The sequence below is a fragment of the Streptomyces sp. NPDC058373 genome (assembly GCF_042723275.1).
GTDB lineage: Bacteria > Actinomycetota > Actinomycetes > Streptomycetales > Streptomycetaceae > Streptomyces.
The window spans coordinates 90,984-114,967 of the sequence record NZ_JBHXJE010000008.1 but is presented as its reverse complement, the minus strand read 5'-3'; the positions used below and the strand labels follow the sequence as shown (position 1 = coordinate 114,967).

The window sequence follows — 23,984 nt, the reverse complement described above, 5'->3', positions numbered from 1 at the left end:
ACCGCCACCAGGTGGCGCTCGTTCCCTCGCTCGGCCGGGCAGCGCGCCCGGAGGGCCGCGGCTCCTGTGCGCCGCCGTGCCGTGCGGTCCCTCGTTTCGGGGACGCGGCCGGGCGTGCCGCCCGTGGCGCGGGGCGGGGCTGGCACGCTGCCGTCATGGGGCAGACGGGTGGGACGGCGGGAAGCGTGGGCACCGTGGACGCGACGGTGGCGCGGATGCGCGAGGTGGGGGCCGGCTGCCCGCCGACGGACGGGGTCGGGGTCTTCAACACGGTCTACCTGACGGTCACCGAGGAGCTGGCCCGGCGGATCGGCCACGGGCAGTTCCCGGACGTGCGGGCCGCGTCGACCCTCACGACGCTCTTCGCCGGGCGCTATCTGGACGCGGTGGCGGCGGACGCGGCGGGTGAGCGGGTACCGGCGTGCTGGCGGCCGCTCTTCGCCCAGCGGCGCCATCCCGGCGTACGGCCGCTCCAGTTCGCGCTGGCCGGCATCCATGCCCACATCGGGCACGATCTGCCGCTCGCGGTGGTGGACTCCTGCCGTGCGCTCGGCTGCCGTCCGGCGGCGCTGGAGGACGAGTTCGACACGGTGGGCGAGGTGCTGCGGGCGCTGGAGGAGCGGGTCCGGGAGGAGCTGATGCCCGGCCCGGACCTGTTGGAGCTGGCCGACCCGCTGACCCACCTGGTCGGGGCGTGGAGCCTGGACCGGGCCCGGGACGCGGCGTGGGCGGCGGCCCGGACGCTGTGGGCGGTGCGCGGGGTGGAGGAGCTGGGCGAGGAGTTCGTCCGCCGCCTGGACACCTCGGTGGGGCTGGTGGGGCGGATGCTGTTGACGCCGCTGCGGTCCTGACCGCCGGCCCGCGTCCGGGCCCCGACGCCCGGGGCGGGCGGGCCGCACCCCCGCGACGGCCCGCCCGCCCCGGCGGGTCTCAGTCCTCGGGGAGTTCCACCGGGGCGAGTTCGTCGAAGCGGTCGCCGGGGCCGGGGTTGCCCGGGTCGGTGGCGCCGCCGAAGTGGCGCATGACGCCCCAGACGGCGTTGAGGGCGGTCTGCACGGCGCCCTCGGCCCAGCCGGCCGTCCAGGAGATGTCGTCCCCGGCGAGGAAGATGCCGCGCCGGTCGGCGGGCAGCCGGTCCTGCATGAAGTGGGTGAACAGCCGCCGCTGGTAACGGTAGTGGCCCGGCAGGTTGGCCTTGAACGCACCCATGAACCAGGGCTCGTTCTCCCAGGAGACGGTGACGGGGCTGCCGATGATGTGGCGGCGGATGTCGACGTCCGGGTAGATCTCGCCGAGGGAGGTGAGCATCACCTCCATGCGCTCCGCCGGGGAGAGCGGCAGCCACTTCAGGCTGTCGTCGCACCAGGTGTAGGAGAGGCAGATGACGGCGGGCCGGTCCGGGCCGTCGTCCAGCAGGTAGGTTCCCCGGGTCATGCGGTCGGTCAGCGTCATCGACATGCGGTCGCGGCCGGTGGCCGGGTCCTTGTCGAGCCAGAACGGCCGGTCCACGGGGACGAAGAGCTTGCTCGACTCCATGTAGTGGGTGCGCTCCATGGCCGTCCAGTGGTCCATGGGGAAGAGCGTCTCGTCGCAGGCGATCTTGGAGAGCAGCAGCCAGGACTGGCCGGTGAAGACGGCCGCCGGGTACGTGCGGATGGCGCCCGACGCCTCGGTGACGGTGATGCCGCCGCCCGCCGTCCGGTGCAGCCGGGAGACCGCGCCGCGCGGAGCTCCGCCCTGGTGCAGCGAGGCGAGCGAGGTGCCCTGCGCCCAGTGGACGAGCTTGCCCGGGGCGCGCTCCCAGAGCCGCAGCGGAAGCTGCTGGCTGCCGCCGACGATGCCGCGGTGGTGGTCGTCGGCCTCGGTGTAGACGACCCGCAGGATCTCCAGGATCGAGTTGGGGAAGTCGGTGTCCCAGCCGCCGGTGCCGAAGCCGACCTGCCCGAAGATCTCCCGGTGCTTGAACGAGCGGAACGCCTCGGAGCCGCACAGGAAGCCGTAGAAGGTCTGGTCGTCGAGGCGTTCCACCAGCCGGGCCCAGATCTCCCGGATGCGCGGGATGTCGCGGGTGCGCAGCGCCTCGTTCATGTCGCCGAACTCGGCGCCCTCCTCCAGGCACCGCTGCCAGGCGTCGGCCACGTCGCGGTAGACCTGCGGCAGGTCGTCCAGGGTGCGGGCGTAGTGGCTCTCGCCCTTGAGGTCGACCACGGTGGAAGGGGCCGCCGGGGAGAGCGGGTTGGGGAACGGCTCGGTCTGGAGGCCGACCAGGTCGATGTAGTGCTGGAGCGAGGTCGAGGAGGGCGGGAACCGCATCGCGCCCATCTCGGCGCGCAGCCCCGGATCGCAGCCGTCGAAGCCGACGGTGCGCAGCCGTCCGCCGATCTGGTCGGCCTCGTAGACGACGGGCCTCAGCCCCATCTTCATGAGTTCGTACGCGGTGACGATGCCGGAGAGCCCGCCGCCGATGACGGCGACCTCGGTGCCGTGCGCGGTGGCCGGGATCTGGCCGAGCCCTGCGGCGTGGCCGAGGTAGTCGTCGTACGGGAAGGGGAAGTCGGGGCCGACCATGGTGATCGGCGGCAGTCCGGCGGCCGGGCGGCCTGCGGGGGGCACCGTGGACGTCATGGGGTGCGGGCTCCTTGCGGGGACGGGCGGGGCGGTGGGCGCGGGGGTCAGCCGTACAGCTCGGGCCGGCGGTCGCGCAGGTAGGGGCTGTCTGCGCGGGAGGCGGCCAGCAGCGCCGGGTCGGCGTCGGCGAGCAGCAGCTGCCCGCCCTGGCCGCCGCGCACCGGCACGGTGCCGTCGGGGGCGGCGAGGCAGCTGCGTCCGGCGAAGGTGTACGGGCCCTCGGTGCCGACGCGGTTGGCGTACGCGACGTAGAGCTGGCTCTCCACGGCGCGGGCGGGCACGAGGGTGTCGGGGACGACGGTGTAGGGCTCGGCGAGGGCGGTGGGGACGCAGAGCAGGTCGGTGCCGGCCAGGGCGTGGGCCCGGACGGTCTCGGGGAACTCGACGTCGTAGCAGACCAGCAGGCCGAGGGTGAGGCCGCCGAGGCGGGCCTGGACGACGGGGTGCTCGCCCGGGGTGAACCAGCGGTGCTCGTGGTCGCCGTAGAGGTGGGTCTTGCGGTAGTGGGCGAGGCGGGTGCCGTCGGGTCCGGTCAGGGCGGCGGCGTTGTACAGGCGGCCGTCGGCGCCGCGTTCGGCGTAGCCGTGGACGACGGCGAGCCCGTGGCGGGCCGCGAGGGCGGCGACGGCGCGGGCCGACGGGCCGTCGGCGGGCTCGGCGAGGACGTCGAGACCGGCCTCGGGGGTGTAACCGGTGAGGTACAGCTCGGGGGTGACCAGCAGCCGGGCACCGTCGGCCGCGGCGTCGCGGGCGGCTTCGTCGAGGCGGTCCAGGGCGTCGGCGGGGGCCGGGGCGCTCTGGAGCAGGGCGGTGCGCAGCGACGGCATGGCTGACCTCGGGCGGTGGTGCGGCGGGGAACGAGTTGACCGTACGTGGCCCCCCCAGCGGTCACAAGGCGCGTTCCTTGCGCATCGGACGACGATTCGTTGCGTCGGAACGAGGCCTGGCGTCGATCTGTTGCGCAACCGCCTCCGACCGCGCCCGAGGGGGCGTTCTCGCTGGTCAGAAGGTGATCGGGGTCACCCGGTGGTGCTGGTGACGGTGGTGCGGCGCAGCAGCGGGGAGAGGACCAGGACCGACTTGGTGCGCTCCACGTACGGCTCGCCCGCGATGCGTTCGAGGACGTCCTCGAAGTGGCGCATGTCGGCGGCGAAGATCTGCGCGAGGGCGTCGGCCTCGCCGGTGACGGTGGAGGCGGCGGCCACCTCGGGGTAGCGCTCCAGGCCGCGCCGGATGTCCTGTGGGGAGGTGTGCGGGCGGCAGTAGATCTCGATGTACCCCTCGGTGAGCCAGCCGAGGGCGGCCGGGTCGACGCGGACGGTGAAGCCGGTGATGGCGCCCTCGGCGCGCAGCCGGTCGACGCGGCGTTTTACGGCGGGGGCGGAGAGGCCGACGAGGGCGCCGATGTCGGCGTAGGAGCGGCGGGCGTCGTCGGCGAGGGCGTGGACGATGCGTTCGTCGAGGTCGTTCAGTCGCACATCGTGCAGTAGAACACGGCCGTGCGACCCGGGCCGACGGCCATGGGCCGGACCCCGGTGGGGTCCGGCCCGTGGCGCGGCGGTGGCGGAGGGTCAGCTCCAGCTGGCGTGCAGCGGCTTGCCCTCGGCGTAACCGGCGGCGCTCTGGACGCCGACGACGGCGCGCTCGGCGAACTCGGCGAGGCTGGCGGCCCCGGCGTAGGTGCAGGAGGAGCGGACGCCCGCGATGATCGAGTCGATCAGGTCCTCGACGCCGGGGCGGTGCGGGTCGAGGAACATCCGCGAGGTGGAGATGCCCTCCTCGAAGAGCGCCTTGCGGGCCCGGTCGTACGCCGACTCCTCGCTGGTGCGGTTGCGGACCGCGCGAGCGGAGGCCATGCCGTACGACTCCTTGTAGAGGCGGCCGTCGGCCGACTGCTGGAGGTCGCCGGGCGACTCGTACGTCCCGGCGAACCAGGAGCCGATCATGACGTTGGAGGCGCCGGCGGCGACCGCCATGGCCACGTCGCGCGGGTGGCGGACACCACCGTCGGCCCAGACGTGCTTGCCGTGGGCGCGGGCCTCGGCGGCGCACTCCAGGACGGCGGAGAACTGGGGGCGGCCGACGCCGGTCATCATGCGCGTGGTGCACATGGCGCCGGGTCCGACGCCGACCTTGATGATGTCGGCACCGGCCTCGACGAGGTCGCGGACGCCTTCGGCGGCGACGATGTTGCCCGCCACGATCGGCACCTGCGGGTCGAGCGCGCGGACCGCGCGGACGGCCTTGATCATCGACTCCTGGTGACCGTGGGCGGTGTCCACGACGAGCGTGTCGACCCCGGCCTCCAGGAGCTGGCGGGCCTTGCCCGCCACGTCGCCGTTGATGCCGACGGCGGCGGCGATCCGCAGGCGGCCCTGGGCGTCGACGTTGGGCTGGTAGAGCGTGGCGCGCAGGGCGCCGGTACGGGTGAGGATGCCGACCAGGCGGCCGTCGGCACCGACCGCCGGGGCGTAGCGGCGGTTGGCGCCGTCGAGGGTGTCGAAGGCGTCGCCGGGGGCGATGTCGGCGTCCAGCAGGAGCAGGTCGCGGGACATCACGTCGGCGAGCTGGGTGAACCGGTCGACGTCGGTCAGGTCCTCGTCGGTGACGACGCCGACGGGCCGGTGGTTCTCGTCGACCACGACACCGGCGTTGTGCGCGCGCTTGGGCAGCAGCGACAGGGCGTCCCCGACGGTCTGGGTCGGCGCGAGGACGATCGGCGTGTCGAGCACCAGGTGGCGCTGCTTCACCCACTGGGTGACCTCGGTGACGACCTCGATCGGGATGTCCTGCGGGATGACCGTGAGCCCGCCGCGCCGGGCGGTGGTCTCGGCCATGCGGCGTCCGGCGATGGCGGTCATGTTGGCCACCACGAGCGGGATGGTGGTCCCGGTCCCGTCGGGCGCGGAGAGGTCGACGGCCTGGCGGGAGCCGACGGCGGAGCGACGCGGCACCATGAAGACGTCGTCATAGGTCAGGTCGTACGCGACCGGGGGTATCGAGGTGTGGCGACCGGTACCGGGCTCAAGAAAACGCATGAGTCTCACATTCCCACGCGAAACGGAGCAGGTCACTCCCACAAAGACACAGCGAAACGCCCCCGCGCTCGTGTTTTCCTCCCAAGCGGCCCGGGGCACCGTGTGTGCGGGGCGGGCGACCCGCCTTGCGCACCCACCCTACCCGCCGCCGCGCGCCCCGGCCCGGGCGTGCGCCCCCGTGACCAGGGACTCCCCCGCGCGTCCGGCGTTCTCCCGGCCCGGGGCGGGCCGGGAGGGCCAGGCTCCGTGGCACCTGGCGCGCACTCACCCCTCGGAGGCACGGATGGCGTACCGGATGCCGGGCGCGGAACGGCGGGCACGGCTCGGGGTACGGCACGCTCTCGCGCCGTCCGCGCGGGCCGTGGACCCGGTGGGGGCGGCGCGTTCGGTGGTGGCGCTGCACTCCACCGACCCGTCCTCGGTGTACGTCTCGGCCTGGGCCCGCACCCGGGACGCGCACGCCGACGTGGCTTCGGTGCAGCGCGCCCTCTACGAGGACCGCGCCCTGATCCGGCTGCCGGCGATGCGCCGGACGGTCTTCGTGACGCCGGTGGCGCGGCTGGGCGACGTCAGGCTGACGGCCCGGACCCGGGGCCGCACCTGGCTGGAGGAGGAACTGGCCGCGGGCGCGGACTGACGCTCACCGGGATGCCGTCGCGAGCGTACGGACCACCGGCGTACGGCCCGAGCCCGGCGGCGTTCCCCCGCCTCAGCCCTCGCCCTCCAGCGCCAGCAGCGCGGTGACCCCCCGGCCTGTCTCGCGCGCCCCCGCCGCACTGTCGCCGAGTACGGCCAGGGCCGTCTCCCAGTCGGCCGGGCCGGCGACGGCCAGCTCCCGCCAGCCGCGGACCACCAGCACACCACCGTCGGCCAGCGGCAGGCCGTCGGGGTCGCCGAGGAGGTCGGCCAACGCGTCCCAGTTCCGGCCGAACCAGCCGGGCAGCCCGAGCTGTTCGGCGCAGGCGTCGAGGAACCCCGCCTTGCCGGTGACCCCAGTGAGGTCGAGGACGGCCCAGGGCTGCCCGGCGTCCCGCGCGGCGGCGGCGGCACGGGCCACTGGGTCGGCGGGGGACGCGGGCGGGGTGGTGCGGGCGTCGTCGGTCACGGGCGTACGGTCCCCTCTCGGCCGCTTTCCGGCCGGGTGGCGCTCATCGCAGCACCGCCCGGAAGGAGGCGTAGTGGTCCTCGGTGTAGTAGATCTCGTCCTCGCGTCCGGTGACGAGGCGGCGGGCGCCCCGGTCGCGCGAGCCGGGGGTGGGCACCGTGTACTCCCGGTAGTGCCCCCGCTTCTTCTCCGGCAGCAGCCGCTCGTAGTTGCCGAAGACGGAACCGTCCTTGGCGTACGGGTACGGGCCGCCCCGGTCGATCAGCCGCAGGGTGTCGCGGGCCTCGGCGGGCAGCCGCTCCTCGCCGACGGTCGCCATGCCCTCGGCCCAGGCGGGCGCCGACCGGCCGCCGGAGGGCGCGGACGGCGCCCCGGGCTCCGCCGAGCAGCCGGTGAGCAGGGCCAGCAGGGCGCAGAGCAGGGCCGCCACCGCGACACGGAAGGCCGCCCGGGGGCGAGGACGCGCAGACATGCGCCGATGCTGTCACACCGCCGGCCGGGGCCGCGGGCTCAGCCGGTGGGGTCGTCGGGGTCGTCGGGGTCGTCGGGGTCGTCGGTCAAGCCGACGGCGGGCCACGCGCGAGGCTGTGGGCGAAGAACCGGTCGCGGTCCTCGACCACGCGGTGGAAGTGTCCGAAGAGTTCGAAGGAGACCAGTCCGAAGAGCTGGGCGCGGGCGGCGACCACGGCGGGCGGCAGCGCCGCTCGCCCGCCCCGGTCCCTGTTGGCCTCAGGCGCCGGCCAGGCTGTTCTTTGACGTCTGCCCGTCCCGACCGTGCCGGTCAAAGACGGCCTCAGGCGCCGGCCGGGCTGGGTTTTGGCTGCGGCGCGGCTTGCCCGTGCCGGTCCCTGTTGGCCTCAAGCGCCGGCCGGGCTGAGTTTTGGCGTCTGCCCGGCCCGGCCGTGGCGGCCCCAAGACGGCCTCAAGCGCCGGCCGGGCTTGGGATTCGCGGTCCCTCCGGTACGTGGGTGGGGCGGGGCCGTGCCGGGGTACCTCCTCACAAACTGACAGCTCAAGGGTCAGTCGCATCAAGGCGGCCGAGGTTGTCAGTTTGCTGCGGGGGCACCCCGGCACGACCCCACCCCACGGTCTCGTACGCGGCCACCCGCCGGAGGGCGGTGAGACCGGCTCCCATTGCTCGATCCGCCACAGTGACAGTGATGAGTGGATGACCCATCATCGCTCCACGACAGTGAGCACAGACGGCCAATCTGTCGGACGAAAGACTGCTCGGTGACGGCCCCACCCACCACCGGCGGTTGGCCGCCGACGAGACGGGGGGCGGGGACGGGCCGGGGGGCCCCGCAGCAGACTGACGTGAGGAGCCCGCAAAACGCGACAGGCTCCCACCTCGTCAGTCCGTGAGGAGGTACACCGGTGCGGCCCCGCCCGCACCACCCCACGGGCAAACCGCGAACCCCCCAGCCCGGCCGGCGCTTGAGGCCATCAGTGACCGGCACGGCCGGGACGGGCAGGACGCCAAAGAACAGCCCGGCCTGCGATTGAGGCCAATCAGTGACCGGCACGATCGAGCCGCGCCGCACCCAAAGACAGCCCGGCCTGCGATTGAGGCCAGGGGGTCAGTGGGAGTCGGGCTCGTCCGGGTCGGCCCGGTCGAGGGCGGGCCGAGGCGGCGCCTCGGTGGCCAGCAGCTGATCCGCGGCAGCCGTGTCGGTGACCAGACTGGTCACCAGCCCGGACCGAAGCACCGCATCGATCGCCGGCGCCTTACGCCCACCCCCGGCAATGGCGACGACCTCAGGAATCCGGCGCAGCCGATCCGTCTCGACGGTGATGCACCGCTCCCCCAGATCACGCCCGACCCGGCGCCCCTCCGCGTCGAAGAGGTGCGCCGACATCTCCGCGGCGACCCCGAGCGAGGCGTAGTGCGCGCGCTCCTCCTCGCTGAGCATGTCGTGGACGGTGGAGATCCCCGGCTCCCAGGAGCCGATGGAGACGGCCGCGACGGTCACCTTGTCGAAGTACTCGAAGGCACGGGCGATCCCGGTCTGGTTGCGCAGCGCCGCCGCGGTGGCCGGGTCGGGCAGCAGCATCGGCGCGTAGATGGGATGCGCCTCACCGCCCGCGACCTGGGCCGCCCGACGGACCGCCTCGACCGAGCCGCGCTCGGCGGTCCCCGCGTCGTACACGCCGGTCAGCTGCACCACGGTGCACGGCGGCAGCTTGTCGAGGGCCGCGGCCATGTGGATGGTGGAGCGGCCCCAGGCGAGCCCGAGGACGTCGCCCTCGGCGACGAGCTCCCCGAGCAGGTCCGCGGCGACCTCGCCGAGGCTCTCGGGGTCGGGCGACTCCTCCTCCTCGGCGGGCGACTCCACGACCACGGCGTGGCGCAGTCCGAACCGCGACCGCAGGGCGTCGGAGCGTTCCGCGTCCAGTTCCGCGGGGACACGGATCTCGATGCGGACGAGGTCACGTTCGAGAGCGGTCTCCAGGACCCTGGCCACCTTGAAGCGGCTGACGCCGAACTCCTCGGCGATCTGGATCTTGGACTTGCCCTCCAGATAGAAACGGCGGGCCATGGCCGCCGCCTGCACCAGCTCCGCGGGTCCCATCCGCAGGGCAGGACGACCCGCCGACATGCCGGACACGGCAATCTCCTCACTGCTGTTCACAAGTGGCTCCGCCGTTCATCCTCGCAGATCCGGCGGCGCCCGTTCGGCCCTCGGGGCGGTCGTTCATCGTGCGGTGGCCCCGGGTCGGCCCGGGGTACCGCCTCGTGTTCAGTGGCCGCACGCCCAGGAGGCCGAGGCGGTGACCTTGCGGGCGCTCTCGCGCAGCGAGCGGACGGCTTCGGCCGGGTCCTCGGCGCCGTAGACCGCCGAGCCCGCGACGAAGACGTCGGCCCCGGCGTCGGCGCACCGCTCGATGGTGTCGGCCGAGACGCCGCCGTCCACCTGGAGCCAGAGGTCGAGGCCGTGCCGGCCGATCAGCTCCCGGGTGCGGCGGATCTTCGGCAGCGTGAGGTCGAGGAACGACTGGCCGCCGAAGCCGGGCTCGACCGTCATGATCAGCACCATGTCCAGCTCGGGCAGCAGATCCTCGTACGGCTCGATCGCCGTGGCGGGCTTCAGCGCCATGGCGGCACGGGCGCCCTTGGCGCGGATCTCCCGGGCCAGGCGCACCGGTGCGGCGGCCGCCTCGACGTGGAAGGTCACCGACCCGGCGCCCGCCTCGACGTACTGCGGCGCCCAGCGGTCCGGGTCCTCGATCATGAGGTGGCAGTCCAGCGGTGTCTCGGTGGCCCGCGCCAGCGACTCGACCACGGGCGCGCCCAGCGTCAGGTTGGGCACGAAGTGGTTGTCCATGACGTCGACGTGGAGCCAGTCGGCGCCTTCGACGGCCCGTGCCTGGTCGGCGAGGCGGGCGAAGTCGGCGGAGAGGATGCTGGGATTGATCTGCGCTGCCATGCCCCAAGACTGCCATGCCCGCGGCGGGTTCCGGCCTCCGGTGCCGCACCCCTTTCACCTCCGTGCCCCTCTACTGCCCGACCCGGCCGTCGATCCGCTCGCGCAGGAAGTCGGCGTGCCCGTTGTGGCGGGCGTACTCCTCCACGAGGTGGACGAGGACCTCGCGCAGCGAGACGGGCTCGCCGTGCGCCTCGCCGGTGATGTCGAGGGAGGGCGCCCGTGCCACGTACTCGTCGGCGAACTCCTGCTCGGCGCGGAGCAGCCGCCACGCCTCCTCGACGAGGGCGGGGTCGGGCAGCGCGCCGTCCCAGTCGCCGTCCGGGTCCTCGGGGAGCCGGAAGTACGGCGGGGCGTCCTGCCCCGCCATCCGCACCCGGAACCAGACGCGCTCCACGTCGGCCAGGTGCCGCACCAGCCCGAGCAGGGACATGGTGGACGGCTCGACGGAGCGCCGGGCGAGCTGCTCGGGGTCGAGCCCGGCGCACTTCAGCTCCAGCGTGAGCCGCTGGCAGCGCAGGTACTCCATGAGCGTGGCGACCTCGTCGCCGAGGCTCGGGCCGTTCTCGCGGGGGTCGTTCTCGGCGGGGAGGAACATGTCGGCACGCTTGCGGGGTGTCGCGGTCATGTCGACGATCTTGGCAGGGGGACCGCCGGGTCGACCACCGTTTCGGCACCGGTGCCGAACGAAAACTCCCTGTCGCGCGGTCACCGCCGCCGCCTATCCGAGGAAGCGGGCCAGCGCCGCGTCGAGGCCGTCGGGCGCGTCCTCCTGCACCAGGTGCCCGGCCCCGGGGATCAGCAGCAGCTCGGCGCCGGGGACGAGCGAGGCCAGTTCGTGCGCCTTCGCCACCGGGATCCATGCGTCGTCCTCGCCCCAGCAGATGGTGACGGGCGGCTCGATCGATCCGTACCGGCTCTGGATCTCGTCGGTGTGGCCCTGGTCGGCCTGGGCGATCTGGCGGTAGAAGGCGGGCTGTCCGTCCTCCCCCAGCCAGGGCGCGACGAGGCGGTCGAGGACGGCCGGGTCGAGGCCGGGGCTGCTGGCCGAGCCGATGTACTCGCGGACGAGGGCACGGTGCAGGTGGGGCGGCAGCTGCTCGAAGACACCGTGGTGCTCCCCGACCAGGCGGAAGAAGGGCGATCCCCAGGGGGCGAGCGCGACGGGGTCGACCAGGGCGAGCCGCCGGTAGGCCGCGCCGTGCAGGAGGTGGGCGCGCAGGGCGACGGCGCCGCCGAAGTCGTGGGCGACCACGGACGGCTCGGCCAGGCCCCAGTGGTCCAGCAGCTCGGTGAAGACCCGGCCCTGCGCGGCCAGCGACACCTCCTGCCCGTCGAACTTGGCGGAGGCGCCGTACCCGGGCATGTCCCAGACGTACACCTGGTGGCTCCGGGACAGGACGCGGGCGGCGCCGCGCCAGACGTAGGAGGAGAACGGAGTCCCGTGGAGCAGTACGACGGGCTCCGCCGCCGGGTCCCCGAGCCGCTCCCAGCGCACCTCGCCCGAGCTGCTGCCGTACGTCCTGGTCAGCTCCCAGTCGCTCATGCGGAGGCCCTTCCTCGTGGCCGACGGTCGTGGACCTGCTTCGGGCGGCAGCATGCCACACCGGTCGAGGGGAGCCGGGAGCGTCGACGCGGGGGCGAGGGGAGCCCGTTGGCCCCGCCCCGCCCCCGCGTCGCTCGGACTCAGCCCGTGCGCCTCACCAGGGCCAGGTACATCGCGTCCGTACCGTGCAGATGCGGCCAGAGCTGCACGTCGGGGCCCTCGCCGAGCGCGGGGACGCCGGGCATCAGGGGCCGGGCGTCGAGCAGTTCGGCCTGGGTGTCGCGCTTGAGGACGTCGTCGACGACCGCGCGGGTCTCCGCCAGGTGCGGCGAGCAGGTCGCGTAGGCGACGACGCCGCCGACACGTACCGACTCCAGGGCGGACCGCAGCAGGGCGCGCTGGAGCGGCGCGAACCCTTCGAGGTCCGCGGGCCTGCGCCGCCAGCGGGCCTCGGGGCGGCGGCGCAGCGCGCCGAGCCCGGTGCAGGGCACGTCGACCAGGACCCGGTCGAAGGAGCCGGGACGCCACGGCGGGCGGGTGCCGTCGGCGGCGATCACCTGGTACGGGCCCGGGGTGCCGTCGAGCGCCTTGGCGACCAGCCCGGCGCGGTGCGGCTGCTTCTCTGAGGCGAGCACGCTAGCGCCCCGCTGGGCGGCGAGCCCGGCGAGCAGCGCGGCCTTGCCGCCCGGACCGGCGCAGGCGTCGAGCCAGCGGCTGTCGGGGCCCTCCAGCGGGGCGTCGGCGAGGGCGAGGGCGACCAGCTGGCTGCCCTCGTCCTGCACCCCGGCGTCGCCCTCGCGGACGGCGTCGATGGCGCCGGGCTCGCCGCCCTCGGTGAGCCGCACGGCATACGGAGACCAGCGGCCCGGCAGGGCCCGGTCGGGGCCGAGGCCGTCGAGCAGGGAGTCGGCGGTGGCGCGGCCGGGGCGGGCGACGAGGGTGACCTCGGGCCGCTCGTTGTCGGCCTCCAGCAGGTCCTCGATGCCGGCGCGGGGGCCACCGAGGGAGTCCCAGAGCGCGGAGACGACCCAGCGCGGGTGGGAGTGGACGACGGCGAGGTGGTCCTCGGGGTCCTCGTCGTAGGGCGGGGCGACCCGCTCCAGCCAGCCGTCGAGGTCGTCGGCGGTGATGCGGCGCAGCACGGCGTTGACGAACTTGGCGCGGCCGTCGCCAAGGACGACGCGGGCCAGCTCGACGGTGGCGGAGACCGCGGCGTGGCTCGGAATGCGGGTGCCGAGGAGCTGGTGGGCGCCGAGCGCGAGGACGTCCAGGACCGGCGGGTCGACCTCGCGCAGCGGCCGGTCGACGCAGGCCGCGATGATCGCGTCGTAGGTGCCCTGGCGGCGCAGGGTGCCGTAGACGAGTTCGGTGGCGAGGGCGGCGTCGCGGGCCTCGAAGGTGTCGGGGTGGTCCTCGCGCGCCTTGCGGAGCAGGGCGGGCAGCACCAGGTTGGCGTAGGCGTCCCGTTCGTCGACGGCGCGCAGCGCCTCGAAGGCGAGGGCGCGCACCGGGTCCTTCTTGGGGCGGCGGTAGGGCTTGCCGGTCTTACGGGGACGCCGGGACGGCTGGTCGGTCAAAGGTGCTCCGCTGTCGCAAGGTCACTGGCGGCCGCTCCGCCGCGCGGACCGGCACGCCGCCGCGCCCGCTGCGGCCGCCCGCCTCGGCGGGGGCACCACGGGCGCGGTCCTGTCCCCTTCAGCGTACGTCGGCCGCGCCGAGCAGCTCGCCCGGGGCGATGCGGACGCCGCGCGCCCAGTCGGCGGCGCGCATCGGCTTCTTGCCCTGCGGCTGGACCCAGAGGAGTTCGACGGCGTGCGAGCCGGTGCCGACGTGCACGTGGTTCTTGCCGACGGCGAGGGTGCCGGGGGCGAGGCCGTCCTCGCCGGGCAGCGGGCGGACGGCGACGAGCTTGAGCCGCTCGCCCCGGAAGACGGTCCACGCGCCGGGGGCGGGGGTGCAGCCGCGCACCACCCGGTCGACGCGCAGCGCGGGCGCCGCCCAGTCGACCTGTGCGTCCTCGACGGTGAGCTTGGGGGCGAGGCTGACGCCGTCGGCGGGCTGCGGTACGGCCTGGAGCGTGCCGTCCTCGATGCCGTCCATGGTCGCCGCGAGCAGGCCGGACCCGGCGAAGGCGAGCCGGGTCAGCAGGTCGCCGGTGGTGTCCGTGGGCCGGACCTCCTCGGTGACGGTGCCGTAGACGGGGCCGGAGTCCAGGCCCTCCTCGATGAGGAAGGTGGAGGCTCCGGTGATCGCGTCGCCCGCGAGGATGGCGTGCTGCACGGGGGCCGCACCGCGCCAGGCGGGAAGCAGCGAGAAGTGCAGGTTGACCCAGCCGCGGGCGGGGATGTCGAGGGCCGGCTTGGGCAGCAGCGCGCCGTAGGCCACCACCGGGCAGCACTCCGGGCCGATCTCCCGCAGCCGGGCGAGGAACTCCTCGTCACGCGGCCGGGCCGGCTTCAGCACCTCGATGCCCGCCTCCTGGGCCCGCTCCGCGACCGGACTGGCGACCAGCCGCCGCCCGCGCCCGGCGGGCGCGTCGGGCCGGGTGACGACGGCGACCACCTCGTGCCGCTCCGAGGCGATCAGGGCGTCCAGAGCGGGAACGGCGACCTCGGGGGTGCCGGCGAAGACGAGCCTCACGGTGGGGATACCTCGCTAAGTCGTACGGGCGGAGCCACGGCGTCCCTCCCGGCGGCCGGGCCGTCCTGGGCCGGTCCGCCGCGGCGCCGGAACGCCTGGCGGGGAGCCGCGCCAGTCTAGGCCGCGCGGGGGCGGGGGCGCTTGCGCGGGGCGGACGTGGGGCGGGGCGGGGGTGGTGTCGGCGTACGTACGCCGTACTGCCCCGTGCGGCGCGGTGCCGCTCGGGGCGGCCGAGGGGCGGGGCGTGCCTGGCCCCGGCGAACTGCGGCGCACTTGTACGCCTTCTTGCCCTCGCAAGGCGCGACACTGGCGGTGCTCCCAGCCCCGACCCAAGGGCGGGGTCGAGGCCGTCCGCCGAACGCACGCCGCACGCCGCATGACGCATGACGCATGACGCATGACGCATGACGCGGCCGAGGTTGCCGCGCTCCCCCTCATGGTGGAGCGCCGTCGGGCGTCAACTCGCGTACGCCTCCCGAGGGGGGACCCGAAGCACGGTCGGGCCTCCCCGCTCGCCCCTACCACCCCGCGCGCCCCCACCCGCCGGTCTCCGCGCCCTCTCCCGAGCACACCCACAACTCCCCTCCCTCGCCGGGGGCGTACGCGGTACCGCGCGCCCCGCGCATCCACGCATACGCCCCTGGAGCGTGACCACTCAGGGCGACGGGCGTTGGTCAAGGCGAGTTGACCTCCACGGGCCTTCGCTCCAGCGGCCCGTCTCCCCCCATCACACCGCCCGTTCGAGAGGCTTGTTCATGGCCGACCACGCAACCCACGACGCACAGGCACGGGCCAGCCTGCACCTGCTGGTGCGGGACATCGAGCGGGTCCGCCGTCAGGTGGACGCGCTCCGCACCCTCACCGCCCAGTTGGGCAACGTCTACCGCCCCCGCCGCACCGGCCCCGCCACCGGCTTCGTCGTCTACGGGCGGGCCCCCGCCCCGACCGTGCGGCTGGCGCAGGAGCTCCGGGACAGCGTCGAGACCCTGGTCACCGCCGCCGTGGACTTCGACCGCTCCCTCGGCTTCTCCTGGGACGCGGTCGGTTCCGCCCTCGGGGTGACCAAGCAGGCGGTCCACCGCCGCTACGGCGCCCGCCGCGCCACCGTCCAGGCCGCCGCCGAGGCCGAGCGGGCCGGTGAGACCTCCGGCTCCGGCGGCACCCGCCCGCTCTCCCTCAACACCAGCCTCCCCACGGTGCCCGCGGCCCGCTCGATGCCCACCCAGCCCACCGGCGCCCCCGCCGTCCGCGACGCCACCCGCCCCAGCGCCCTCCCGGGCCCACGCCACGGCTGACCGGCCCACCCGCTCGCTGCCCCCGTTCCGACAGACGGGGGCAGCGGCACGCCGGGGCGCGACGGGTCGCCTCGGCCGCGACGTGTGGGCGCCGTTGCGGGGGCAGAGGCGAGGCTCCCCTGTACGCGCTGCGCTCGCCGGAGATCACTCCACGGCTGCCGGGGACTCTTTCCCCCCTGCCCCAGCCCTCCCCGCAGGCGGCTCAGAGGCCGCCCCCGAGTTCGGCACCCACCCGCCCCCGGCGCGCTTCGTCGAAGCAGCACACGCACACGCGCCACAGGCTCGAACGACCGGGCCGCGTTCCGCCTGCCGCCCTCGCCGGACGGCGCCGCACCGCACGCGCCGTCAGTTCGCGCGCGTGTCCGCCAGGACCCGGCAGGCCGGTGTCGCCCGCCGGCCCAAGTGGCGTTCCCTACACGGGCCGACTACCGGTCACGGGCCTGTCAGCCCTCGGCCATGGGCCCAGCGGACAGCAGCGCTACTCGGGCCCGGAGCCTGCCACGGGATCGAGGTCATCGGCAGGCACCAGCCCCCCCATTCGCCGTGTCGGCCAGTACACCCGCAGCCACCGGCGCACGCGTACGCGCCCTCCGCGTATCGCCGGCCCCCTACACGGACCACCGCCACCCACCGGTCAGAGGACGGTCAGCAGCCCCAGCGGCCTGGTCCAGCACGGAAACGCATCTCCGCGACGGTGGGCGTCCCCGTACACGTGGGGAGTACTCCCTGACCTGCGCCCCCTGCCCATCCCCGCCCCTGCCGACATCACAAGTCAGCCGCACACCCAATCCTCCCGGCGCCCTGCCCCAGCCCCCTCACCCGATATCAAGCGGATCGACCCGAATCCGCACCGGAACCCGCCCCCCGCGAGCCATCCGCGCCGCCTGTGCCGTCTTCAGGGCGTGGGCGAGCGCCATACCGCTGCCGGGCGGGACCCGCACCAGGGCACGCACCTGCGGCCCCTCCACCACCCGCCCGCGTGCCCGCTCGGCGGACTCGCGCAGCGGGACCGGGCCGAGGATCTCGGCGTCCGGTGGGAGGTCGGCGGCGTCGAGGAACTCCCCGACCGCCGCCTGCGGTCCCGCGACCGCCGCCATCCGTGAGACGGGCGGGAACCCCAGTTCGGCCCGGTCCGCGTACTCGCGGAGGGCGAAGCCGACCGGGTCCCAGCGCACCAGTGCCTGCACGGGGGCGAGCGTCGGCTCGGCGACGATCACCACCGTGCCGCCCGCCGACTGGCCTCGGACCAGGGCCGACGCCGACATCCACCGCCACAGGGCCGCCTCGCCCGCCCGCAGGTCGGGGCGGTTGAGCAAGGCCCAGCCGTCGAGCAGGACCGCCGCCGCGTATCCGCCCTCCGCGACCGGTTCGGCCCCCGGTGTGGAGACGACGAGGGCGGGTGTGGCGTCCACGGTGTCCAGCACCTGTTCGCGGCCCGACGTACGCACCGGGACGGAGGGGAAGGCCCGCCCCAGCTCCTCGGCGGTCCGGCGCGCCCCGGTGACCTGGGCGCGCAGCCGGAACCCGCCGCACTCCTCGCAGTGCCAGTCGGCCTCCGGGCGCCCGCACCAGGCGCAGTGCAGCAGGGAGGACTCGGCCGCCTGGAGCGGCCCCGCGCAGTGCCTGCAGCGCGCCGGCTCCCGGCACCGCTCGCAGGCCAGCCTGGGTACGTACCCCCGCCGGGGCACCTGGACCAGGACCGGCCCGTCGCGCAGGCCGTCACGCAGTGCCTGCCAGGCGAGGGAGGGCAGCCGCGCGGTACGGGCCGCCGCGTCGCGGGCCAGGTCGTGGTCGGCGATGGTCCGCACCCGGGGCGCGGCGGCCCGGGTGACCGCGCGGTCGGCGGCGACGGGGGCCGCCCAGCCGCTGTCGACCAACTGGGCGGCCTCGACGGTGCAGCTCACCGAGCCGAGCAGGACGGCGCAGTTCTCGTGGGCGGCCCGCAGCATCAGCACTTCACGGGCGTGCGGCTGGGGAGCGTGCTGCTCGCTGTGGTTCTCGTTGCCGTCGTCCCAGAGGGCGACCAGGCCGAGGTCGCGGACGGGCGCGAACATCGCGGCGCGCGTCCCGACCACCGCGCGCACCGATCCCCGGTGCACGGCGAGCCATTGGCGGTACCGCTTCTGCGGGCCCGCGTCGGCGGTCAGCAGCGTGTGGTGGCCCTTGCCGACCAGCGCGGTGAGCGCCGCGTCCACCCGGGCGGCGTGCCGCCCGTCGGGCAGGACCACGAGCGCGCCCCGCCCCGAGGCCAGCGTCGCGACCACGGCCCGGGCCAGCTCCTCGGCCCACTGTGGCCCGGGCAGCGCCGTCCACACCGCCCTCGGCGCCCCGCCCCGGGCCAGCTCGGCGACCAGCCCGGGACCGGCGGGCCCGTACCGCTCCCAGCTCCCCGGCTCCGGTGCGGCGGGCTGCGGCAGCGGGTCGGGCGAGGCTGCCGCCTCGGCCTTGGCGTTCCGCGGGGGCACCGCGAGCTGGAGCACGTCGGCGAGGCTGCCCGCGTACCGGTCGGCGACCGCGCGGGCCAGGCCCAGCAGCTCCGGGGTGAGCACCGGCTCGGGCGACACCACCTGGGCGAGGGCCGCGAGCGGCCCGTCGTAGTCCGACTCGGCGAGCCGGTCCACGATGAACCCGCTGATCAGCCCGCCGCCCTCGCGCCGCCCCGCGTGCACCCGCCCGGCCCCGGCCGAGAACCGCACCCGCACCCGCACCCCGGGCTGCGCCTCGGCGTCCAGCTCCTTGGGCACCGCGTAGTCGAAGTAGCGGTCCAGGTGCAGCACGCCCTTGTCCACCACCACGCGCGCCACCGGCAGGTGCTCCGCCACGTCGGCCCCGCGCCAGGTCCGCGGCTTGGCCTTCGGCGCCTTCGCCTGCCGCGCCATCTCCCGGACCAGCGCAAGCTGCTCCGGCTCCCTCCCGGACCGCTCATCCTCGCTGCTCACGCCTGCATTCCTACCAGACCCCTCGGACACCGCCGGAGGCCCCGGAGGGCCGTCGCCCCACCGAGGCCCTCTCGACAGCCCCGCCCCGGACGGCTTCCCTGGAAACGCGAAACACACGTCGGCCCTTGCCGTCGGTGTCGTCACCGGCCGACCCTTGTCAGGCGCGGGCCGGGGGCCCGCCACCACGGCCGCGACTTGAGGGGTGGAGACGTGCACGTACCGCCGAAGCAGTTCGGAGCGGAGTTACGCCGGGCCAGGAACGAGGCGGGCCTGACGCTCACCCGCCTCGCCTCGGCCGTCCACTACAGCAAGGGTCAGCTCAGCAAGATCGAGAACGGCCACCAGCGGCCGACGCTGCAACTCGCCCGCCGTTGCGAGGTGGAGCTGGGCTGCCCGGGCCGGCTCACCGCTCTGCTGCCGGACCCACCCGGCGCGCCCGCACCGGCGGCGGCCGACAAGCCGCCGAGCCGCCGCCTCGTCCTGGCCGCGGGCGCCGCCACCGTGCTGCTGTCGACGAGCGTCTCGGGGAGCGCGGCGTCGGCCTCCTCCGGAGCCCAGGCCGGGGACGGCTCGCTGACCGCCTCGGCGCGGGCCCTTCTCATCCACTTCCGCCGGATGGCGCAGAGCTGTCCGCCCCACACGGTCCTCGTCCCGCTCGCCGAGCAGACCCGGGCGCTCGTGACGCTGGCCACCGACGCCGAGCGCGGCACCAGGGACGAACTGCTCCTCGTCGGAAGCCGGTTCGCCGAGTTCACCGGCTGGATGGCTCAGGAGTCGGGCCACGACGAGGCCGCCCTGCGCTGGACCGACCATGCCGTGCGGCTCGCGTTCCAGGGCGGCGACCACCAACTCGGGCACTATGCGCTGGTCCGCCGCGCCCTAATGGCGTACTACCGAGGCCACGCCGCCGAGACCGTCACCCTCTCCGCGGCCGCCTCGGACCACCGGCTCGCACCGCGCATCCGTGGCCTGGCCGCCCAGCAGGAGGCCGAGGGCCACGCGCTGGCCGGGGACGACAGCGCGAGTCTGCGCGCCCTCGACCGCGCACGCGGGCTGCTCGCGGCGGCCCGCGAGGAGGGGGACCCGTCGCCGGTCGGACCGATCCACCTGCCCGACCCGGTGGCGATGTTCACCGGCTGGTGCCTCTACGACCTGGGCCGCCCGGCCGCGGCGGCCGAGGCCCTCGACGCGGCCTGCGCCGCCCTGTCGCCGCAGGCCCACCGCAACCGCGCCCGCTACGGCGTCCGCAGGGCCCTGGCCCACGCGTCCGCCGGTGAGATCGACCATGCCTGCACCGTCGCCCACGAAGCCCTGACCAGTGCTTCCGCCGTGCGCTCCTACACGATCGGCCTGGATCTGCGCCGTCTGGCAGGAGTGCTGGGCCGCCACCGCGGCCACTCCGGAGTACGGGCGCTAGCCCCCGACCTCACCGCGGCGCTGACGCTCTCGGCCGCCACCCGGACCGCGCCGCCAGTACCAGCGCCCTCCTGACGCGCGCCCCCGCACCGCTTCTTCTTCCCTCACCCACCCGTTCCACCAGAGAGGCGATCCGCCATGCCCCATGTCTTCATCAACTACCGGTCCGGCGACGGCGAACAGGCGTCGGCGCATCTGGACGACGCGCTGCGTCAGCGGTTCGGCGACGACGCCTCGTTCCGTGACGGCCGCTCCATCCGCCTCGGCCGGGACTTCCGGGAGGAGCTGCGCGAGAGCGTACGGAGCTGCGAGGTGCTGCTCGTCCTGGCCGGACCCGGCTGGGCGGCCCACCCGGAGCTGAGGCGGGAGAACGACTGGGTCCGCGAAGAGATCCTGGAGGCTCTGCGCAACGACGTCCTCATCGTCCCCGTCCTGCTCGGCCGCGGCACGCCCCGCCCCTCCAAAGCCGACCTGCCGCCCGAGCTGGCTTCCGTCGCCGACCGGCAGTGCCTGACGTACGAGGCCCACCGGGCGGAGTACGACGTGCCCGCCATCATCCAGGCACTCACCAAGGTGATCCCCGCCTTCGCCAAGGCGGAGGAGGAGCGGAGCAGCCAGGTCGAGAGCGCCTCCAACCAGATGCGGGACGTCCGCACGCAGACGGCCGTGCAGACCGGCATCCACCACGGCGACGTCAACTCGACCGTCAACGGCTCCACGGGGCCGGGCTCCACCACGACGCACTTCCATGCCGCCACCGGACCGGTGAACACCGGCCCGGGCAGCCAGCACGCACCTCAGTTCTCGGGCGACGGTCCCGTCAACTACACCGCCGACAACCACGGCACGGTCCACAACAGCTTCGGCAACCGCACCGCCGATCAGGAGAAGAAGTGACGGAAACGGGGGCGACGCACAGCAACGTCGGTACCGCGTCGTACGTCCACACCGGGTCCGGGAACATCTTCGTCGGTCCACTTCCCAAACCCCGGAAGACCCCTCGGCGCCTGGCCCGGGACGATCTGCGTTTCCTGATGCGGCGGTTCGTTCGTCCCACCGCGGCCAACGCGGCGTACGACGCCTTGGTCCGGGACCGGATGGTGCTGCTCACCGGCCCCGACGGCAGTGGTCGGCAGACCGCGGGGCGCGTACTGCTGGGGGAACTCCCCGGCGAGCGGGTGCCGTTCGAGCTGGTGCCGGACCAGTCCGAGGACGGGCGCCACACGCTCGACCCGGAGCTGATCCAGTCCGGCGACCGACTGCTGCTGGACCTGACCACGACGGAGGAGAGCACCAGAGAGCAAGTGGTGCGCGACCACCTCTCCTCGCTCCGGGAACGGGTACGCGAGGCAGCAGCGCACCTGGTGGTGGTCCTCCCCCACGGGATGGACCGGGCGCTCTCACTCCACATGGCCGCCCCGCTCCACCACCTCGCTCCCCCGGACCGGATGGCGGTGCTCCGGCGCCGCCTGCGCTGCGCCGACATGGATACCCGGGCCTGCTCGCCCGTCCCGGAGAAGCTGGCCGCCTACCTCGCCCCGAACCCACCGCTGCGCGACGTGGCACGGCTCGCCGATCTGATCGCCGGGCTGTGGAGGCGGGCGGGGGCCGACGTCCTGGACACTCCCGGGCGGTTCGCCGACTGGTGTGCCACGGCACTCGTGACCCTCACTGACCCCGAGGAAGCCGTCGACCAGATCCTGAAGAGGGCGACCCGTGCCCACGAGCGGGCCTTCTGCTACGCGACCGCGCTGCTGGAAGGGGCCCGCACCGACACAGTCCACGCGGCAGCCCGCCTCCTGATGAACGCCACGTCCACCCCCGCCGATCCACAACCCCTGCTGGAACAGCAAGGCACGCACCACCTGCTGGGGGCGATCAACGCCGACCGGAACGGGGACCGGCACACCTTCGCCCAGCAGGAGGTGGCGGACACGCTCTGCCGCCATCTGTGGAGCGACCGCCCTGATCTGCGTGGCCTCCTCCTCGACTGCGCGCCGGAACTGCTGGCTCTCCCCGCCCTCACCGACCCGGAGCGCGAGCGGGCGGGCGAGCGCGTGGCAGCGCTCATGACCGGCACCGAACCGGAGGAGGCGCTGCGGCAACGGGTCGACACCTGGGCGGAGCAGGGCACGGAGGGCTCACTGACGGCGTCGGCCGCACTCCTCGCCCGCCTGGTCCAGCATCCCCGGTACGGCACCGCGGCGCGCCGCTGGGTCTACGACCGCTCGGGCGTCCAGACGCTCACGCCCGGTCTCAGACGCGTACTGATCGACACCTGCGCCACCACCATGTCCACCCGCTACCCCCGCTCCGCCCTGATCCGCCTCCACCGCCTCGCCATCTCCGAGCCGCCGGGCCAGGAAGCCACCCATGCGCTCCTCGCCCACGTACGCGACGACGAGCAGGCCCTGCATCATCTGCTGCACCGGCTCAGCGGCCGCCTCGGCAGCCCCGGCAGGCACCCGCGCGACCTGGACCTCTTCCTCGCCGTGGCCGCGGATCCCGGGCTCCGGGCGCACACGGTCACTGCGGACGGACTGAACTGCTGGCGGTCCGTCTTCCGTGTGGCGGAGCCGGAGCGCTGGCGTCCTGCCGCCGCCCCGCTGCTCGGCCCGGGGGCGGAAGCAGGCACCCTGCGCTCCCTGATCGAGGCTGCGGGCCAGAACCACCCCACCCTCAACGCGCTGTACCTGACCGCCGTCAAGGCGGGCCCGCCCGCGCACGCGGACCGCGTCCTGCGCCTCATCGGCGAAGCCCGGCCCCCCCGCGTGTCACCACCCTCTCGGCCCAAGGAGGCAACCGCACCATGACCACCGGCCAGAAGACCGTCTTCGGCTTCCTCGGCGTCATCGCGACACTGGTCGCCGTCATCCTGGGCCTCTTCCTCGGCTGGCCCCTGTGGCTGTGGGGCATGGTGACCGCCCTGCTGTCGGGCACCATGCTGGCGGGTATGGCGCTCACCGACCGCGCACAGCGGGCGGAGCCCTTTCCCGAAGGCACCCTGATCGACCTGCCGGTACGTCCGGTGGAGCGCCGGGAGATCCTGCTGACCAGGGTGCGGCTGCCCAGCACGGAGAAGGACTACGGCTTTCTCCTCAGCGCCACCGTGCGCTGGTGCCCGCGCCCCGACGCGCCGGACCGGCCGATGGACGGCGGAGCGCTGGCGAGGGCTTCGGTCGTCCAGCGCGCCGAGGAGGTCACTCGTACCAGCGATCCGGGACGGTGCTCCCTGGTGCAGCACGAACTGAGCGCCGCCCTCGCCGTCATGCTCCCCGACCCGTACGACCTGGTGGACGCCCATGCCGTGGAGGTCAGCCTCACCCTGGACGAGGACGACCAGGAGCGGCTGGACCGGCTGGCCGCCATCCGCAAGGAGCAGACGGTGTGGGAGCACGAGCGGCGGCGCGAGCAGGACCGTCGGGAGTACCTGCACTCGGACGTGCTGCGGGACACCGGCAGCGCTGTCGTGTGGTGGCTGGCCCGCAACGACGAGCAGATCGGGCGGACGGTGGACGACCTCGGAATCCTCGCTCAGCTCACCTCGGCGGCCAACAACGAAGAGGTCCCTGAGCTGCTACGCGAGCTGATCACGCCGCCCCCCGCGCCCGAGCCGGCCTGGGAAGCGGCTCCGGAGCCCACCCCGGCCGCGCCCCGCACACCAGCCGACGTCCTGGGAGATTTCCTTCGCGAGGTGCGGATCAACCCGGACCAGGCGGAGGACCACGCGCTGCTGATCGACACAGTGGTGAGCGCCGTGCGGGAGAGCGACCCGGTGGCTGCCGAGGAGATCCGGCACCGGTACGGACGGGTCAGCGGGTTCGGGGAACCGGCCGACTCCCCGGACGGTCCGGAACCGGGCACCTCGCCGGAAGCTCCGTACCCCGCGTCCCCGCCGCACGGCCCCGGACCGATGCCCTCCATGAACGGTTCGGGCCCAGCCCCCGAATAG

At 74.6% G+C, this 23,984-nt stretch carries 20 protein-coding genes and 1 pseudogene; 7 read left to right on the top strand and 14 right to left on the bottom strand.

Going from position 1 to position 23,984, the window contains the following annotated elements; translation table 11 throughout:
* Window positions 1-155: 155 nt before the first annotated feature.
* Window positions 156-851, top strand: a complete 696-nt coding sequence (locus ACFWMZ_RS07995; RefSeq protein ID WP_383175182.1) for a DUF5995 family protein — start codon at window positions 156-158, stop codon at window positions 849-851.
* A 79-nt stretch (window positions 852-930) separates the two neighbouring features.
* Here ACFWMZ_RS07995 and ACFWMZ_RS07990 read toward each other — a convergent pair whose 3' ends face one another.
* From ACFWMZ_RS07990 to ACFWMZ_RS07975, 4 genes are all read right to left on the bottom strand, one after another.
* The gene (locus ACFWMZ_RS07990) at window positions 931-2,625 is read right to left on the bottom strand and encodes a flavin monoamine oxidase family protein (protein WP_383200087.1); all 1,695 of its coding nucleotides are present in this window, start codon (window positions 2,623-2,625) and stop codon (window positions 931-933) included.
* A gap of 47 nt (window positions 2,626-2,672) precedes the next feature.
* The gene (locus ACFWMZ_RS07985; protein WP_383175176.1) at window positions 2,673-3,455 is read right to left on the bottom strand and encodes a nitrilase-related carbon-nitrogen hydrolase; all 783 of its coding nucleotides are present in this window, start codon (window positions 3,453-3,455) and stop codon (window positions 2,673-2,675) included.
* Between the two features lie 192 nt (window positions 3,456-3,647).
* The gene (locus tag ACFWMZ_RS07980; RefSeq protein ID WP_383175173.1) at window positions 3,648-4,106 is read right to left on the bottom strand and encodes an Lrp/AsnC family transcriptional regulator; all 459 of its coding nucleotides are present in this window, start codon (window positions 4,104-4,106) and stop codon (window positions 3,648-3,650) included.
* A 93-nt stretch (window positions 4,107-4,199) separates the two neighbouring features.
* Window positions 4,200-5,666, bottom strand: a complete 1,467-nt coding sequence (locus tag ACFWMZ_RS07975; protein ID WP_383175170.1) for a GuaB1 family IMP dehydrogenase-related protein — start codon at window positions 5,664-5,666, stop codon at window positions 4,200-4,202.
* Window positions 5,667-5,949: 283 nt separating this feature from the next.
* Between ACFWMZ_RS07975 and ACFWMZ_RS07970 the strand changes: the two genes are divergently transcribed.
* Complete coding sequence (locus tag ACFWMZ_RS07970; RefSeq protein ID WP_383200084.1) at window positions 5,950-6,303, top strand: DNA glycosylase AlkZ-like family protein; 354 nt, start codon at window positions 5,950-5,952, stop codon at window positions 6,301-6,303.
* 72 nt (window positions 6,304-6,375) lie between these two features.
* Here the strand turns inward: ACFWMZ_RS07970 and ACFWMZ_RS07965 are convergent, their stop codons facing one another.
* The 9 genes and pseudogenes from ACFWMZ_RS07965 to fmt form a co-directional block, all read right to left on the bottom strand.
* Complete coding sequence (locus ACFWMZ_RS07965) at window positions 6,376-6,771, bottom strand: barstar family protein (RefSeq protein ID WP_383175167.1); 396 nt, start codon at window positions 6,769-6,771, stop codon at window positions 6,376-6,378.
* Between the two features lie 43 nt (window positions 6,772-6,814).
* Window positions 6,815-7,243, bottom strand: a complete 429-nt coding sequence (locus ACFWMZ_RS07960; RefSeq protein ID WP_383175164.1) for a ribonuclease domain-containing protein — start codon at window positions 7,241-7,243, stop codon at window positions 6,815-6,817.
* Between the two features lie 85 nt (window positions 7,244-7,328).
* Window positions 7,329-7,580 (bottom strand): annotated as a pseudogene (locus ACFWMZ_RS07955) (TetR-like C-terminal domain-containing protein); the annotation flags it as partial.
* A gap of 771 nt (window positions 7,581-8,351) precedes the next feature.
* Window positions 8,352-9,404, bottom strand: coding sequence for a sugar-binding transcriptional regulator (locus tag ACFWMZ_RS07950; RefSeq protein WP_383175161.1), 1,053 nt, complete (start codon window positions 9,402-9,404; stop codon window positions 8,352-8,354).
* A gap of 108 nt (window positions 9,405-9,512) precedes the next feature.
* On the bottom strand, window positions 9,513-10,199 hold the full coding sequence (rpe, locus tag ACFWMZ_RS07945) for a ribulose-phosphate 3-epimerase (RefSeq protein WP_383200081.1): 687 nt from the start codon (window positions 10,197-10,199) through the stop codon (window positions 9,513-9,515).
* Window positions 10,200-10,269: 70 nt separating this feature from the next.
* Window positions 10,270-10,824, bottom strand: a complete 555-nt coding sequence (locus ACFWMZ_RS07940) for a DinB family protein (RefSeq protein ID WP_383175155.1) — start codon at window positions 10,822-10,824, stop codon at window positions 10,270-10,272.
* Window positions 10,825-10,917: 93 nt separating this feature from the next.
* Window positions 10,918-11,742 carry an alpha/beta fold hydrolase gene (locus ACFWMZ_RS07935; RefSeq protein WP_383200079.1) on the bottom strand — a complete coding sequence of 275 codons (825 nt, stop codon included), beginning with the start codon at window positions 11,740-11,742 and terminating at the stop codon, window positions 10,918-10,920.
* A 140-nt stretch (window positions 11,743-11,882) separates the two neighbouring features.
* A complete protein-coding gene (locus ACFWMZ_RS07930; RefSeq protein WP_383200076.1) occupies window positions 11,883-13,319 on the bottom strand; it encodes an RsmB/NOP family class I SAM-dependent RNA methyltransferase in 1,437 nt (478 codons plus the stop codon).
* Window positions 13,320-13,437: 118 nt separating this feature from the next.
* Complete coding sequence (gene fmt, locus ACFWMZ_RS07925) at window positions 13,438-14,382, bottom strand: methionyl-tRNA formyltransferase (protein ID WP_383175147.1); 945 nt, start codon at window positions 14,380-14,382, stop codon at window positions 13,438-13,440.
* Window positions 14,383-15,137: 755 nt separating this feature from the next.
* Here fmt and ACFWMZ_RS07920 point away from each other — a divergent pair.
* Window positions 15,138-15,677: a hypothetical protein gene (locus tag ACFWMZ_RS07920; RefSeq protein ID WP_383200073.1), complete on the top strand. Its 540-nt coding sequence runs from the start codon at window positions 15,138-15,140 to the stop codon at window positions 15,675-15,677.
* Window positions 15,678-16,492: 815 nt separating this feature from the next.
* Here the strand turns inward: ACFWMZ_RS07920 and ACFWMZ_RS07915 are convergent.
* Window positions 16,493-18,616, bottom strand: coding sequence for a primosomal protein N' (locus ACFWMZ_RS07915; RefSeq protein ID WP_383175141.1), 2,124 nt, complete (start codon window positions 18,614-18,616; stop codon window positions 16,493-16,495).
* Window positions 18,617-18,826: 210 nt separating this feature from the next.
* Between ACFWMZ_RS07915 and ACFWMZ_RS07910 the strand changes: the two genes are divergently transcribed.
* From ACFWMZ_RS07910 to ACFWMZ_RS07895, 4 genes are all read left to right on the top strand, one after another.
* Window positions 18,827-20,107: a helix-turn-helix domain-containing protein gene (locus ACFWMZ_RS07910; protein WP_383200071.1), complete on the top strand. Its 1,281-nt coding sequence runs from the start codon at window positions 18,827-18,829 to the stop codon at window positions 20,105-20,107.
* A gap of 63 nt (window positions 20,108-20,170) precedes the next feature.
* Window positions 20,171-20,929: a toll/interleukin-1 receptor domain-containing protein gene (locus tag ACFWMZ_RS07905; RefSeq protein ID WP_383200068.1), complete on the top strand. Its 759-nt coding sequence runs from the start codon at window positions 20,171-20,173 to the stop codon at window positions 20,927-20,929.
* Window positions 20,926-22,845 (top strand): hypothetical protein, encoded by a 1,920-nt coding sequence (locus ACFWMZ_RS07900; protein ID WP_383200066.1) that lies wholly within the window; start codon window positions 20,926-20,928, stop codon window positions 22,843-22,845. Before ACFWMZ_RS07905 ends, ACFWMZ_RS07900 begins: the two co-directional genes overlap by 4 nt.
* A complete protein-coding gene (locus ACFWMZ_RS07895) occupies window positions 22,842-23,984 on the top strand; it encodes a phage holin family protein (RefSeq protein WP_383175129.1) in 1,143 nt (380 codons plus the stop codon). The genes ACFWMZ_RS07900 and ACFWMZ_RS07895 overlap by 4 nt, the downstream gene beginning before the upstream one ends.

Bases quoted from the DNA above. Each gene is read 5' to 3' on its own strand.
- ACFWMZ_RS07995 (WP_383175182.1), top strand. From the start codon at position 156: ATGGGGCAGACGGGTGGGACGGCGGGAAGCGTGGGCACCGTGGACGCG.
- ACFWMZ_RS07990 (WP_383200087.1), bottom strand. From the start codon at position 2,625: ATGACGTCCACGGTGCCCCCCGCAGGCCGCCCGGCCGCCGGACTGCCG.
- ACFWMZ_RS07985 (WP_383175176.1), bottom strand. From the start codon at position 3,455: ATGCCGTCGCTGCGCACCGCCCTGCTCCAGAGCGCCCCGGCCCCCGCC.
- ACFWMZ_RS07975 (WP_383175170.1), bottom strand. From the start codon at position 5,666: ATGCGTTTTCTTGAGCCCGGTACCGGTCGCCACACCTCGATACCCCCG.
- ACFWMZ_RS07970 (WP_383200084.1), top strand. From the start codon at position 5,950: ATGGCGTACCGGATGCCGGGCGCGGAACGGCGGGCACGGCTCGGGGTA.
- ACFWMZ_RS07960 (WP_383175164.1), bottom strand. From the start codon at position 7,243: ATGTCTGCGCGTCCTCGCCCCCGGGCGGCCTTCCGTGTCGCGGTGGCG.
- rpe (WP_383200081.1), bottom strand. From the start codon at position 10,199: ATGGCAGCGCAGATCAATCCCAGCATCCTCTCCGCCGACTTCGCCCGC.
- ACFWMZ_RS07940 (WP_383175155.1), bottom strand. From the start codon at position 10,824: ATGACCGCGACACCCCGCAAGCGTGCCGACATGTTCCTCCCCGCCGAG.
- ACFWMZ_RS07935 (WP_383200079.1), bottom strand. From the start codon at position 11,742: ATGAGCGACTGGGAGCTGACCAGGACGTACGGCAGCAGCTCGGGCGAG.
- ACFWMZ_RS07920 (WP_383200073.1), top strand. From the start codon at position 15,138: ATGGCCGACCACGCAACCCACGACGCACAGGCACGGGCCAGCCTGCAC.
- ACFWMZ_RS07905 (WP_383200068.1), top strand. From the start codon at position 20,171: ATGCCCCATGTCTTCATCAACTACCGGTCCGGCGACGGCGAACAGGCG.
- ACFWMZ_RS07895 (WP_383175129.1), top strand. From the start codon at position 22,842: ATGACCACCGGCCAGAAGACCGTCTTCGGCTTCCTCGGCGTCATCGCG.